This window comes from Chitinophaga varians, from assembly GCF_014529945.1.
Taxonomy (GTDB): domain Bacteria; phylum Bacteroidota; class Bacteroidia; order Chitinophagales; family Chitinophagaceae; genus Chitinophaga; species Chitinophaga varians.
Genome location: NZ_JACVFB010000003.1, coordinates 812,806 through 826,050 on the forward strand (window position 1 = coordinate 812,806; position 13,245 = coordinate 826,050).

Annotated in this window: 12 protein-coding genes; 4 read left to right on the forward strand and 8 right to left on the reverse strand. The window is 49.1% G+C overall.

What is annotated here, in order from left to right; genetic code table 11:
• The first annotated feature begins 84 nt into the window (after window positions 1-84).
• A complete protein-coding gene (gene glmM / locus ICL55_RS17715; RefSeq protein ID WP_169228652.1) occupies window positions 85-1,464 on the forward strand; it encodes a phosphoglucosamine mutase in 1,380 nt (459 codons plus the stop codon).
• Between the two features lie 147 nt (window positions 1,465-1,611).
• On the opposite strand, the gene ICL55_RS17720 is transcribed toward glmM, so the two are convergent.
• From ICL55_RS17720 to ICL55_RS17740, 5 genes are all read right to left on the reverse strand, one after another.
• Window positions 1,612-2,739 carry a cysteine desulfurase family protein gene (locus tag ICL55_RS17720; RefSeq protein ID WP_188099644.1) on the reverse strand — a complete coding sequence of 376 codons (1,128 nt, stop codon included), beginning with the start codon at window positions 2,737-2,739 and terminating at the stop codon, window positions 1,612-1,614.
• A gap of 262 nt (window positions 2,740-3,001) precedes the next feature.
• Window positions 3,002-3,715, reverse strand: coding sequence for a LytR/AlgR family response regulator transcription factor (locus ICL55_RS17725; protein ID WP_188099646.1), 714 nt, complete (start codon window positions 3,713-3,715; stop codon window positions 3,002-3,004).
• Window positions 3,712-5,016 carry a sensor histidine kinase gene (locus tag ICL55_RS17730; protein WP_188099648.1) on the reverse strand — a complete coding sequence of 435 codons (1,305 nt, stop codon included), beginning with the start codon at window positions 5,014-5,016 and terminating at the stop codon, window positions 3,712-3,714. The genes ICL55_RS17725 and ICL55_RS17730 overlap by 4 nt, the downstream gene beginning before the upstream one ends.
• Window positions 5,017-5,185: 169 nt before the next feature.
• Complete coding sequence (locus ICL55_RS17735; RefSeq protein WP_188099650.1) at window positions 5,186-5,527, reverse strand: DUF4907 domain-containing protein; 342 nt, start codon at window positions 5,525-5,527, stop codon at window positions 5,186-5,188.
• Window positions 5,520-6,515 (reverse strand): Kelch repeat-containing protein, encoded by a 996-nt coding sequence (locus ICL55_RS17740; protein ID WP_223151488.1) that lies wholly within the window; start codon window positions 6,513-6,515, stop codon window positions 5,520-5,522. Before ICL55_RS17740 ends, ICL55_RS17735 begins: the two co-directional genes overlap by 8 nt.
• A gap of 247 nt (window positions 6,516-6,762) precedes the next feature.
• On the opposite strand from ICL55_RS17740, the gene ICL55_RS17745 reads away from it, so the two are divergent.
• Window positions 6,763-8,172 carry a DUF4270 family protein gene (locus ICL55_RS17745; RefSeq protein ID WP_188099654.1) on the forward strand — a complete coding sequence of 470 codons (1,410 nt, stop codon included), beginning with the start codon at window positions 6,763-6,765 and terminating at the stop codon, window positions 8,170-8,172.
• Between the two features lie 11 nt (window positions 8,173-8,183).
• Window positions 8,184-9,413, forward strand: a complete 1,230-nt coding sequence (bamG, locus tag ICL55_RS17750; protein ID WP_223151489.1) for a BamG family beta-barrel-assembly machinery protein — start codon at window positions 8,184-8,186, stop codon at window positions 9,411-9,413.
• A 107-nt stretch (window positions 9,414-9,520) separates the two neighbouring features.
• Here bamG and ICL55_RS17755 read toward each other — a convergent pair whose 3' ends face one another.
• Entirely contained in the window at window positions 9,521-10,885 is a 1,365-nt protein-coding gene (locus ICL55_RS17755; RefSeq protein WP_188099658.1) for a GH1 family beta-glucosidase, read from the reverse strand.
• 270 nt (window positions 10,886-11,155) lie between these two features.
• On the opposite strand from ICL55_RS17755, the gene ICL55_RS17760 reads away from it, so the two are divergent.
• Window positions 11,156-12,220 carry a formylglycine-generating enzyme family protein gene (locus ICL55_RS17760; protein WP_188099660.1) on the forward strand — a complete coding sequence of 355 codons (1,065 nt, stop codon included), beginning with the start codon at window positions 11,156-11,158 and terminating at the stop codon, window positions 12,218-12,220.
• On the opposite strand, the gene ICL55_RS17765 is transcribed toward ICL55_RS17760, so the two are convergent.
• Window positions 12,197-12,697, reverse strand: coding sequence for a DsbA family protein (locus ICL55_RS17765; protein ID WP_188099662.1), 501 nt, complete (start codon window positions 12,695-12,697; stop codon window positions 12,197-12,199). The genes ICL55_RS17760 and ICL55_RS17765 overlap by 24 nt on opposite strands.
• A 35-nt stretch (window positions 12,698-12,732) precedes the next feature.
• The gene (locus ICL55_RS17770) at window positions 12,733-13,191 is read right to left on the reverse strand and encodes a peroxiredoxin (RefSeq protein WP_188099664.1); all 459 of its coding nucleotides are present in this window, start codon (window positions 13,189-13,191) and stop codon (window positions 12,733-12,735) included.
• Between the last annotated feature and the right edge of the window lie 54 nt (window positions 13,192-13,245).

Sequence of the window (13,245 nt, forward strand, 5' to 3'; positions counted from 1 at the left end):
GTCGGCAAGACGCCTCATCTTTTCATAATTAGGAAATCTGGAACGGTTTTTTTTATATTTGCCTTCCTTAAAAAATTGAATCTCGTGGCACTGATCAAATCAATATCCGGTATTCGCGGAACCATAGGCGGCAAGCCCGGTGAAGGACTCTCTCCGTTGGATGTGGTAAAATTCACCGCAGCTTACGGTACCTGGCTCTCCCGCCAGACCGACAACCGCAAAGTGGTAATAGGCCGTGATGGCCGTATTTCCGGCGAAATGGTGAAAAACCTGGTAGTATCCACGCTCAACGGCCTGGGAATCGATGTAGTTGATCTGGGTCTGTCTACTACGCCAACAGTAGAAATTGCTGTAAAAATGGAAAATGCTGCCGGTGGTATCATTCTTACTGCCAGCCATAATCCAAAAGAATGGAACGCCCTGAAACTGCTGAATGCAGAAGGGGAGTTCATTTCCGGCGAAGACGGCGCAACACTGCTCGACATTGCAGAACGGGAAGACTTCACCTTTGTGGATGTGAACAAACTGGGTTCCTACACACAGGATGATTCTTACCTGCAAAAACATGTAGACCTTATAGTGAACTATCCTTTGGTGGATGTGGCTGCTATCAGGGAGCGTAATTTTAAAGTGGTGGTAGACGCAGTTAACTCTACCGGCGCGCTGTTCGTTCCCCCGTTGCTGAAAGCACTGGGCGTAAACGAAGTGGAAGTGCTGTTTCCGGAAGTGACCGGCAAATTCGCCCACAATCCGGAACCGCTGGCAGAAAACCTGACCGCGCTGTCCAACGAAGTGAATAAATCCAATGCTGACCTGGGCATCGCGGTAGATCCGGACGTAGACCGTCTCTGCTTCGTTTGTGAAGATGGCAGCATGTTCGGGGAAGAATATACGCTGGTAGCGGTGGCTGACTACGTGCTCAGCAAACGCCCGGGCAATACCGTTTCCAACATGTCTTCCACGCAGGCGTTGAAAGATGTGACACTGAAAAACGGCGGCCAGTATACCCCTTCTGCCGTAGGCGAAGTGAACGTGGTAAGAAAAATGAAAGAAACCAACGCTGTTATCGGCGGTGAAGGTAACGGCGGTATCATTGTGCCGGACCTGCACTACGGCCGCGATGCGCTGATCGGTATCGGTCTTTTCCTGACCCATCTCGCCAACAGCAAAAAAAGCATCAAAGCCCTGCGTAATAGCTACCCGGATTATTTCATCTCCAAAAATAAAATCGAGCTGGACAAAGGCGTAGATGTAAAAACCATCTTCGAAAAAATCAAAGGCAAATACAAAAATCAACCGTTAAATACGGAAGATGGCCTGAAAATAGAATTCGACAAAGACTGGGTACACCTGCGCACCTCCAATACAGAACCCATTATCCGTATCTATGCGGAGAGCCAGAATGAGACAACGGCCGACAACATCGCCAAAAGGATCATGCAGGACATCAAAGAATTTATGTAGAATTTCTGGATTTAGGGATTTCCTGATTTACGAATTTCTTGATTTACGAATTTCTTGATTTCGCGGATAAAAAAAGAAGACCGAAGCGACTTACTCGCCTCGGTCTTTTTTTTCGCGAAATTCGTAAATCAGGAAATCCCTAAATCCCTAAATTAATTCTTTCAATTTGGCAATTACCCTGTCAATCTCTGTTCTTGTATTGTTTTTGGAGAAGGAGAAACGTACCGCGATCTGGTTAGGATTGCTGTTGATAGCGCGGATCACGTGAGAACCTGCGTTGGCGCCGGATGTGCAGGCACTGCCGCCGGAGGCACAGATACCGTTGATATCCAGGTTGAACAGGATCATTTCGCTCTTCTCTGATTTCGGGAAAGACACGTTTAACACGGTGTACAGGCTGCGTCCTTTCAGATCGCCGTTGAAGGTTACGCCCGGAATGTTTTTCTCCAGCTCCGCTGCCATGTACTGCCGCAGGTCGTTGATATACGCGCTGTGTTCCGCATGGTGTTCTGTAGCCAGTTCCAGTGCTTTGGCAAACCCGATGATACCGTAGAGGTTTTCGGTACCTGCGCGCATGTTGCGTTCCTGGCTGCCACCCTGGATGAACGGACTGATTTTCACGTTCTCGTTGATGTACAGGATACCTACGCCTTTAGGACCATGGAATTTGTGCCCTGCGCCGGTAATGAAATGCACCGGGGTATTGCGCAGGTCAAACGGATAGTGTCCTACGGTTTGTACCGTATCGGAATGGAAGATGGCATCAAACTCTTTGCAGAGCGTGCCTACTGCGTTCAGATCGAGCAGGTTGCCGATCTCGTTGTTGGCATGCATCAGCGTCACCAGGCATTTGCCGCCGGCGTTTTGCAGCAGCTCACGGAGATGGTCCATGTCGATATGGCCGGATGGCAATATGTTGACAAACGACAGTCCGATACCACGATGATGATGCAGGTGCTCCACGGTGTGCAGCGTAGCATGGTGCTCTATCGGGGAAGAAATGATGTGTTTACATCCCAGATCGTTGATGGCAGCATTGATGGCCGTATTGCTGCTTTCGGTCCCGCCGGAAGTGAAAAAGATTTCTCCCGGATGCGCGTTCAGGATCTTAGCTACTGATTTGCGTGCATTCTCTATACCCAGCCTGGATTCTCTTCCGTACGAGTAGATAGACGAAGGATTTCCGAACTTTTCCGTCATATAAGGCAGCATGGCATCTAATACCACCGGGTCGAGAGAGGTGGTGGCTGCATTATCAAAATAAATTCTTTCCAATGTTGGTGGTTTTTGATTAAGGCTTTTTGTAATGGTGGCATCAAAGTTCCGAAAAATTTGAATAGATTCATTTAGACATTTTGATATTTAGTCATTTATCTATTGAACGACTCGAATATTGAGCTCACAACTAAATGATTCTTTATTCGATTTAAATATTAAATTTTAATATTTAAATAAATTAAAATGTAAAATACTATTCTGAATGTTCAAATAACACCAGTAAATATCCAAATATCAAAATACCTAAATATAAAAATGGTTATGAATTCCTGTTGATCAGGTCATAAAACCGGTCGCGGTAGCCATCACTGATCGGGATGGACTGGTTAGCGATCATCACGGTATTTTTCTCCACTGAATTGATTTTATTGAGAGACACCAGATAAGAACGGTGCACGCGGATGAATTTATCAGCCGGGAGCCGGGTTTCGAATGATTTAAGGCTGCGCAGCGTGAGCACAGGCAGATTGGGAGTATAGATTTTCGTATAGTCTTTGAGTGCTTCAATGAAAAGAATGTCTTCAAGATTGATCTTGATGATTTTGTATTCCGTTTTGATAAAGATGTAGTCATTGACAAAAGTGGCCACATCGAGCGGGGCAGCCTTCTGCTGATTGGCGGTAAACGCCTCATTGGCTTTGGCGGCGGCTTTCAGGAAACGCTCAAATGGTACGGGTTTCAGGAGATAGTCTACCACATCCAGGTTAAAGCCATCCAGCGCATACTCTCCGTAGGCGGTGGTAAAAATTACCATGGGCGGATATTTGAGGGACTTCAGGAACTGTATGCCGGTAATATCAGGCATCTTGATATCCAGAAAAACCAGGTCCACCGGTTCTTCCTGAATAAAGCGCAGGGCATTGGCAGCGTTTTCAAACTTGCCGGCCAGCTGGAGGAAGGGCACTTTGCGGATGTAGTCTTCCAGGATTTCCAGGGCCAGGGGCTCGTCATCCACAGCGATACACTTTATCATTTTTTCAATACTATTTTAAGATCAACAATGAACTGGTTATCTGTTTCCGTGATAGTGATGTCATGGTCTCCGTGATAGAGCATGTCCAGTCTTTTCTGTACGTTCTGTAATCCGATACCGCCTCTTTCGGATACCCGTTCTTTAAAGAGGCTGTTTCTGACAATTAATCTGATCATATTTTCTGCAATAGTGATATCGATGCTGATAAAGGATTCTTCGGCATAGCTGATGCCGTGTTTAAAGGCATTCTCCACAAAAGGCACCAGTAGCATGGGTTCTATCAGAAACCCCGATGCACTGCCTTTTAACTCGTATTGGATGTCTATGTCCTGCGGCAACCGCAACCGCTGTATATCAATGTAATCCTGTAGGTACTTCAATTCGTGTTCCAGCTGTACTTTGTCTTCATTAGATTCATAGATCATATACCGCATGATGGTCGATAACTTCAGGATGGCATGTTCCGTTTGGCCAGATTGTTTGTGCGCCAGCGAATAAATCGTATTCAGGCAATTAAAAAGAAAATGCGGATTGATTTGTGACTTCAGAAATTTCAGTTCTGCATTCAGTTTTTCTACTTTCAACGCTTCCCGTTGTTTTTCACTTTCAAACCACTCTACGGCAATTTTGATGAATCCGCTCATAAACAATATCAGCAGGGCAAAAAAGCCAGAGCGGCGGAGCACTTCCGGGAACAACAGGTAATCCCAGAAAGAGACATTGCCTTCCACAACCCTGAACCAACGTGGCGGCGGCAGAGGCAGCGTAGACATCACCGGCTTGGCCATCACTGTAATATGCCGTCCGGCACTACCTAATGGTGTAGCCATGGAACTGGCCGTTAACTGCACCCCTTCCTCGTCTTTCATCTCATACCGATGGTTAAACGGAGGAAACGCCCTGGTTGTTACATCATTCGCCAATCTTGCTTTATCCAGCCGCATGGCCATCATCGCAGGGCGACCGATATAGTTCCTGAAAAAATAAAAATCCAGCGCCGCCTGCTGTATCGTGATAAACACCACCAGCAGTATCACCGTACTGAGATACTTCACAATCTTTTGCCGGTTGAAGTAACGTGGTATCAGCACATAGATATTCAGATAAAAAATAGCGATCAGAAAGAGGTTGTCAATCAGCTCCTTGATGAAAAAGGTTTTATGCAGAATCTGAATGCGGTAAATGAAAAAAGGAAAGAATAAAAAACACACCCATGCCAGCATGTGCAGGGATACGACGACCGGACGATTCTTTAATATACGTTTGAAATGGAGCATCACTGTAATTGATGCGATAAACATACAACCGTATCCGGTATAGCTTGTGTTAAAGTTTGTTAATCCTGGTATAAGGGATTGTTAAAATTAAATTGGTATTAGAACACCATTAAAAAGTATACAAATAGGGAATCCCACCCGGTTCTAATCGCTTAAAACCAGGCGGGACTACAACCCTGAACAGACAACATTCTTATTGCACGCCAGCTACCTGCATCCTTAATAAATCAGTTAACGTAACAGTCGGCCGCTGATGTGCCATCATTTTTTCCACGACTGCCTGTCCTACCCTTGCCGCATCATCTTTCGAGCGGAAGGGTTTGTTGCCGGCGATACCGGGAATCACATCCTGATAGATGTAGGAATGGTTATCCACCATTACTTTATATCCCCAGCCTCCACCCGTTTCAAAGGGCACCACCGTCAACTGCACCATGTCGTCCTGCCGCTGTGAGGAATCCCGATAATACCGGTACACTACCAACAGCAGTATCAACACTATAGGAATGATCCAGGATAATTTTCGTTTAGTCATACTGGTTATATTCGGCAGTAGGGTCAAATTCGAACATATTATCAAATGGTTGGCTGGAGCTTGTGCCCAACACCACAAAGCCTCTGTCTTTCACTGCGAAGCCGGTAGCACCGTTACGCGCAGCACCTTCAAAATCTGTTTTCTGCACCCACAGGTCGGTACCCGGATTGTACTCCCATACTGCAGAAGACAAGCCCGTTTTAGTACCGGACACGATATATCCCAGGCCGCGCATCGCAAAAGACGCTGCGCCGCTGCCTTTGAAGTTGTAGTTGTCATCGAAGCTCTGGTCGGTCACGTTGTCGATAGAACGCAAGGTCGTCCAGGTTTCGGTAGCACCGTCGAACGCATAAAAATCGCTTACATAGCTGCCATTGGCCGTACCCATGCACACATAAGCCTTATTGTTGATCACAAAGGCGTTGCCATCCTGTCTTTTGCCGCTGGTGAGGCTCTGCACCTGTGTCCATGCATTGGCAGCGGGATCATAGCGCCAGTTATCTTTCAGCCAGTTGCCGTCATATCCGGTGGCGATGTATCCTTTATCATTCAATGCAAAAGCGACGGCGCCATATCGGGCACTGCCGCCGAAGTCGGCCTTACGGCTCCAGGTATTGGCAGCAGGATCATACTGATAAAAATCGTTGAGCTTGTTGAGACCATCGTATCCGGTACCGACATAACCTTTGCCGGCCATGGCCATGCCTACAGCGCCGCTGCGGCCTACGCCCGGGAATGGCGCCTTCTGTGTCCATTGGTTCAGGTCTACATCAAATACCCAGAAATCCTGCAGCCTGTTAGTACCGTCGTAACCGGTGCCCACATAAGCCTTGTTATCTATGACAAAGGAAGCGGCAGCACTTCTGGCCACCCCTTCAAACTCAGAACGCTTGATCCAGTTGCCGACTTTGGTAGTCGTGGAGGAGTCCTTCGAACAGGCCACCAGGGAAGCGACCAATAATAAACTGTAACCTTTTAAATAACGCATTCGCATGTTCGTTTTACTATCGCCAAAATTATCCGTGAGAGCATTCCGGCAAACAGGAAATAGACATTCCCCTCTTTTTAACTGACGGATACCGCTTTTTCATCTGCCAGCAGTAATCTTTTGCGTTTAGCCGCGATACGGGCGCTTTTGACGGCACAAAGAACAGATTAATGGTTTCATCGATGAATAATGCCCATTGGCATATTACAGCAACGGCAAGTATCGATCGTGTCTAAAATTGCGCACCATGAACAACGATTTTTTTTCACGCAGAGGAATAAGAAGGGAGCAAAGGGACGTAAGGCGTTTTGTTTCCCGCAGTTTTGTTTTACGCGGTTGGGTTTCACGCAAAGATGCTAAGCAGCAAAGCAGCATAAGGTATGTGCTGTTGTTGTTATTGCTGACCGGAATGAGCGCCTGTCAGAAGACAGGTTTTTCCTATGATAACGTGGTAGATAACCAACAAACCGATTATATTCTGACCGATACACTTTCGGTGGCCATGAAAACCATCCAGTATGACTCCGTGCCCACCTCCGGCTCCGGCCTGCTGCTGGTAGGCACTAAGTCGGACCCCTATCTTGGGGCCGTGACCGCCGGTTCTTATTTCCAGGTGATACAGCCTACCGGAGCAGAGATCCCTGTCAACGGCTCCGGCTTCGATTCCCTGCGGCTCCTGCTGCGCCCCTCCGGTTATATCGCCGGCGATTCCCTGCAACCGCAAAGCCTGCAGGTGTACCGGGTAACACAGACGATCCAATATGCCAAAACCTTCTACAGCCTATATAACAACAGCAACTTCGCCACAGAAAGCACACCGCTGGGCTCCTTCACCGGTATTATCCGCCCGAAGACAGACAAAAACGTGAGCATCCCTTTATCAAACGCATTGGGCAACCAGCTGTTTACCATGTTGCGCGACAAAAGTCCTGACATCTCTGCCGGGCCTAACTTCCTGGATTTCTTCCGCGGGCTGAAAATAGTACCCGGTCCCGGAAGTGCCGCCCTGATGACTTTCCTGGCACAGGACACTTCGCTGACCATGCGCCTGTATTATCACGTCAATGAGATCGTGACTACCGTGAAGTATGTTGATTTTAAGATGAATGCCAGTGAGCTGCAGTTCAATCAGATCAGCACCAATCGTACCGGCACCCCGCTGGAAAAATTACAGGGACCGGTAAAAGAACTGCCCTCTTCGGCCACCGGCAATATGTCTTTCACACAATCACTCACCGGTGTAGGGACCCGCATCGATCTCCCCTATCTTAAGAACATGCAACAGCTGGGACAGTTTTTTAAGATCATGAAAGTGATACTCACCGTATATCCCGCTGCCGGCACGTTCAACGGCAGCAGCCAGATACCGGCCAGTCTCGCCCTCTGTCAGGCAGACAAGACCAACGCCGTCACCGACACCGTTGCCTACGGCAGCCTCACAGTGGATAATCTGTATAACGAAAACACCTACTACTCCTACGATATCACCAACTACTGCAATACTCAGCTCACCGCCGACGACAACGGCGCCCGCGGCCTGTTTCTGACAACGCCCGGAGGCGCCGGCAGAAACAGTTTCGACAGACTGGTGATCAATGACCAGCAGGCACCTAAAAAGAAAATCAAGGTACAGGTCTATTACCTGCTGTATAAATAACGGACATGACTATGCGCAAAAAAATATATACCTGTGTGGCCGCGCTGTTGCTCTTCGCCGGCGCAGCCAAAGCACAACACGGCCTCAACTCCATTTACTCCGCCTATGGCATCGGCGACCTCGAAACAAGGGATTACAGCCGCAATTTTGGCCTCGGAAGCACCGGCATAGGCCGACGCAACAGCGGCTACCTGAACGAGCTGAATCCGGCCTCCTATAGCGCGCTGCCGACACAGAACTTTATGTTCGATGCCTCCCTGAAAGCGCAGTATATCAACTACTCCGGTGACAAGGTATCACAAACAGCCAGCGACCTCAATTTTAAAAGACTGGCCCTCGGCTTCAAAGCCGCCCGCTGGTGGGGTATCGGCGCCGGTATCACCCCTTTCAGCAGCGTGGATTACAAACTGCTCAACAACCAGTTCATTACCGGCACCGGTAATCCGGTAACCGCTACCACCACCGGCACCGGCGGATTAAACAGGGCTTATATCTCTAACGGGTTCCAACTCAATAAACATTTCTCCATCGGTGTGTCTACCGGCTTTCTGTTCGGCCCTATCAATATCAGTCAAACGGTGGGTAACGACTCCCTGGCTACACAACACAACCAGTACACCTTTAAGCCCAACTTCACCGCGGGCGCACAATACGTGACCAAACTGTCCAAAGACTGGCAACTGGGCCTCGGCGCCACCTACCGCTTCGAGACCCGCATGAAATTGCAGCAGAAACTCAACATCGTTAATCAGGATAACATCCCCTACTATACCGAACAACTGGCTCCCGGCTCCTTCACCCTGCCGGCCGAATTCGGCGGCGGCCTCTCCCTCACTAACGGCACCATCACCTGGGTAGCAGACTACCGCCGCCAGCAATGGAATAATCTGGGTGATAAAGGGCTGAACTATTACTACCGGGACGGGCAACGGTTTTCTACCGGCGTGGAATACGCCATCAGCCGGCAATACTACAACCGTCCTATAGAGGGACTGATCCTTCAGGCAGGATTCAGCTACAATCAATCTCCACTGGTGATTAAGAATACGGTCATACACGATGTGGCCGGCACACTGGGCGCTTCCCTTCCCAGTAAAACAGGACAGTTGCGTTATTATGTCGGATTGGAAGCCGGGCAGCGCGGCAGCACCAGCAACGGGTTGATCAAGGAGACTTATGTAAATGCGGTCTTTAACTTCAGCCTGCGCGATATCTGGTTCCTGAAGCGGTTGAACCAGTAACGCCATTGGGTTATTTTTTTATTTGGTTATTTTTTTATTGGATTTACGGATTTCGGAATTTTTTGATGTAGGGATTTGAAAATGCAGCAACCCCAATAATTAAATGATTAAATTTCTAAATTTAAAAATTCTCTGAACCAGTAACCGGAATCTTTTATTGTACGCTGCTGCGTTTCAAAATTGATGTGCACCAGTCCAAAGCGGGCGCGGTATCCTTCGGCCCATTCAAAGTTGTCGGTGAGCGTCCAGGCGAAATATCCGTCTACCGGAATGCCTTCTCTTCTGGCTTTGAGCACTCCTTCCAGGTATTCGGTAAAATACCGGACCCGGTCCGTATCATGGATAGCACCGTCTTCTGCGCGTAAATCGGGGAAGGCGGCGCCGCCTTCTGTCACGATAAGTTTCCTGACACCATCATAAGCAGAGAACTGTTTCAGTACTTCGTACAGGCCGTTGCCGTTGATTTCCCATCCCAGCGCGGTAGTAGGCACGTTACGGGCGCGGGGTTTTACCTCAGATATATTGACCACCGGCATAAAAGCGTTGTATTTTACCACCAGCGGGAAATAATTCTGTACCCCGATAAAATCGAAGTCGAACGCCAGCTTGTCCCAGTCACGCCACAGCGCGTATCTTCTGCCGATACGCTTCAACAGCGGGAAATCATCTACCGGATAACCCATACCCAGCGCCGGTTCCAGGAACATCCGGTTAAACAGCGCATCCGCTTTACGGGCAGCCTGCAAATCTTTTTCATTGTTGGTAAACGGGATGATCTGAGAGCAGGACAGCGCCGTGCCGATATTGGCGCCCGCCACTTCTTCGCGCACCACGCGGCCTCCCTCTGCCTGGGCCATCACCGCGTGATGTACCGCCGGCAGGAACCACGACAGGCCTATTTTTCCGGGCGCATGTACGCCCAACATATACCCCAATGCTGTAAAGCCGAAAGGCTCGTTGAGGATGATCCAGTTTTTCACCTTATTGCCAAACGCCTGTGTACATACGCGTACATAGTTTTCGAAAGCAAATACCACTCCGCGATGGCACCATCCGCCTTTGTTTTCCAGCGCCTGTGGCAGGTCCCAGTGATACAACGTCACATAAGGTTCCAATCCCAGTTCCAGACAGGCGTCTATCACCCGGTGATAAAAATCGAGTCCCGCCTGATTAACGGCGCCGGTGCCGCCCGGAATAATTCTGGACCACGACAGGGAGAAACGGAACACATTGAACCCCAACATTTTTGCCAGCAGGATATCCTGCGTATAACGGTTGTAGAAATCGCACGCCACCTGTGCATGTGTCTTATCGCGGATTTTTCCTTTGCGGCGGGAGAAGGTATCCCAGATAGAAGCCCCTTTACCGTCGAGGTCGTGCGCGCCTTCATTCTGAAACGCAGAGATGGTGACGCCCCACAGAAAATCATCCCCGAAATCCTTCCGGGTGAAAGGGATGGCCGTTTGTTGCATATTAGCTGAATAAACAGTGCAGCCGGACTGCACCTGATCAGGATGCAGTTTACAATAGTTTGCGTAAAAAAATCATTATTTTATTGTTAACATGGATTCCCGCAAAGACGCAAAGCAGCAAAGAGCGCAAAGAATTAAGTAAGAATTATAAGAAAGCAAAGGTGCGGAGGTCGAATGTGATCTCCGCACCTTTGCTTTCTCTGCTCGCTTATATCATCTTTGCGCTCTTTGCTGCTTTGCGTCTTTGCGGGAAAAGAGTATTTTGTGCAGATGACCAGGCATTTGATATATCTCAGCATCATAACGGCAGCCCTGACTGCTTGTGGAGGGGCCGGTAAAGCACCCGTTCAGAAAGATTCTGTAGCGACCGTTGCCAGCGGGCCGGATACACTAAACCGTATGGTATTGATACCTGGGGGCAGCTTCAGTATGGGAGCAGATGATACCACCGGTATGCCCGACGAGTACCCTAAACACCGTGTGAAAGTAGATAGTTTCTGGATGGACGAACATGAGGTGACCAACCGGGAATTTGCCGCTTTTGTGGCTGCTACCGGTTATGTAACGACCGCTGAGAAGCCTATTTCCAAAGAAGAGCTGATAGCCAGTCTGCCGCCCGGTTCTCCGGAGCCCGATAGTAGCATGCTGGCGGCCGGCGCGCTGGTGTTTACACCGCCGGACCATCAGGTGCCATTGAATGATGTATCACAATGGTGGAGTTTTGTTGCCGGCGCCAGCTGGAAGCATCCTGAAGGGCCGCAGCGCGACATCAGGGGCAGGGAAGATCATCCTGTAACGCAGGTATCGTGGCTCGATGCCCAGGCTTATGCCAAATGGGCCGGTAAACGCCTGCCTACGGAAGCTGAATGGGAATATGCAGCCAGGGGTGGTCTTTCCAACCAGGTATATCCCTGGGGCAGCGAGGCGCTCACTACCGGCAAACCCAAGGCCAACACCTGGAACGGCCATTTCCCTTATGACACAACGACGACTGACGGTTTCTCCGGTACCGCGCCGGTGAAATCATATAAGCCTAATGGTTACCAATTATACGATATGGCCGGTAACGTATGGGAATGGGTAGCCGATTTGTATGATGCCAACTATTACGCGCAGGTGGAAAAGGATGCAGCCAATCCTGCCGGGCCAGCAAAGGGTTTTGACCCCGAAGATCCGGGGCAGCAAAAACATGTGATCCGTGGTGGTTCGTATATGTGCAGCGATGAATATTGCCGGGGCTACCGTGTATCTGCCAGAATGAAGACTACTCCTGAATCGGGCCTGGCCAATCTGGGCTTCCGTTGTGTGAAGTCAGTGGCGAACAGCGGCCAGTAAGTTGCGATAATCGCCGTTAAATCTCTTTCCGTTGATAAAAAAAGTGGGGGTACCATTTACTCCGCTGCGTATACCGCTTTCAAAATCAGCTTCTACTTTGCTGACCAGCAGGTTGTCCTGCATGTCTTCCTGAAACTGCTCCAGATTGAGCTGTAGCTGTTTGGCCAGCTCGGGGAACAAAGCATCAGAAAGTTGCTGCTGGTGAAGATAAAGGGCATCATGCATCTGCCAGAACTGTTGCTGCCGGGCAGCTGCTTCCGCGGCCAGCGCGGCATCCATGGCGTATTCATGCGATTCCGCCAGCGGGAAATGGCGGAAGACGAACTTAATATTACTGAGTGCCTGCAACATGTCACGCACTACGCCAAAAGCTTCTCCACAATAGGGACATTGAAAATCGCCATACTCCACAATCTCCGTGGAGCCTTGCTGGTTACCGGTGACATGGTCACGGCTGGTAATGGGAGGTGTAAGCATAAAGGAGAATTACGAGTTACGAATTACGAATGGTATCAGGCCGTTTTCGTCATCGTTTCCAATGCCTGCAGAATACCGTCAGCACCCGGATTTTCGCCGATGGGAGACAGATAACTCCATTGTATCACTCCCTGATCATCCATGACAAACAGTGCGCGCTGGCTGACACCATCTTTATAAACACCGTATTGCCGGGACACAGCTCCTTTCGGTTCAAAATCGGCCAGCAGGTCGAAATGCAGATTCCTGTCTTTTGCAAAAGCCTTATGACACCATTTCCCGTCCACTGAAATACCCAACAGTACAGCGTTATGCCGCTCAAAAAAACGAAGTGTTTCGTTGTACAAGGCCATCTGATCGCTGCACACCGGACTCCAGTCTGCCGGATAGAAAGCCAATATTACATTTTTTCCCCGGAGGTCTGAAAGCGTTACCATTTTGTCCGGAGATGCCGCGAGGGTAAAATCGGGTGCTTTATCGCCTATTTGTAACATACACAACAATTTATCCGGGTGCTTTAGTATAACGTTGAGGCCCGGAGAAAGTTG

Coding starts and splice junctions, on each gene's coding strand:
- ICL55_RS17730 (WP_188099648.1), bottom strand. CDS start 5,016: ATGTTTATCGCATCAATTACAGTGATGCTCCATTTCAAACGTATATTA.
- ICL55_RS17740 (WP_223151488.1), bottom strand. CDS start 6,515: ATGCGTTATTTAAAAGGTTACAGTTTATTATTGGTCGCTTCCCTGGTG.
- ICL55_RS17765 (WP_188099662.1), bottom strand. CDS start 12,697: ATGCTTACACCTCCCATTACCAGCCGTGACCATGTCACCGGTAACCAG.
- ICL55_RS17735 (WP_188099650.1), bottom strand. CDS start 5,527: ATGACTAAACGAAAATTATCCTGGATCATTCCTATAGTGTTGATACTG.
- bamG (WP_223151489.1), top strand. CDS start 8,184: ATGCGCAAAAAAATATATACCTGTGTGGCCGCGCTGTTGCTCTTCGCC.
- ICL55_RS17725 (WP_188099646.1), bottom strand. CDS start 3,715: ATGATAAAGTGTATCGCTGTGGATGACGAGCCCCTGGCCCTGGAAATC.
- ICL55_RS17745 (WP_188099654.1), top strand. CDS start 6,763: ATGAACAACGATTTTTTTTCACGCAGAGGAATAAGAAGGGAGCAAAGG.
- ICL55_RS17760 (WP_188099660.1), top strand. CDS start 11,156: ATGACCAGGCATTTGATATATCTCAGCATCATAACGGCAGCCCTGACT.
- ICL55_RS17755 (WP_188099658.1), bottom strand. CDS start 10,885: ATGCAACAAACGGCCATCCCTTTCACCCGGAAGGATTTCGGGGATGAT.
- ICL55_RS17770 (WP_188099664.1), bottom strand. CDS start 13,191: ATGTTACAAATAGGCGATAAAGCACCCGATTTTACCCTCGCGGCATCT.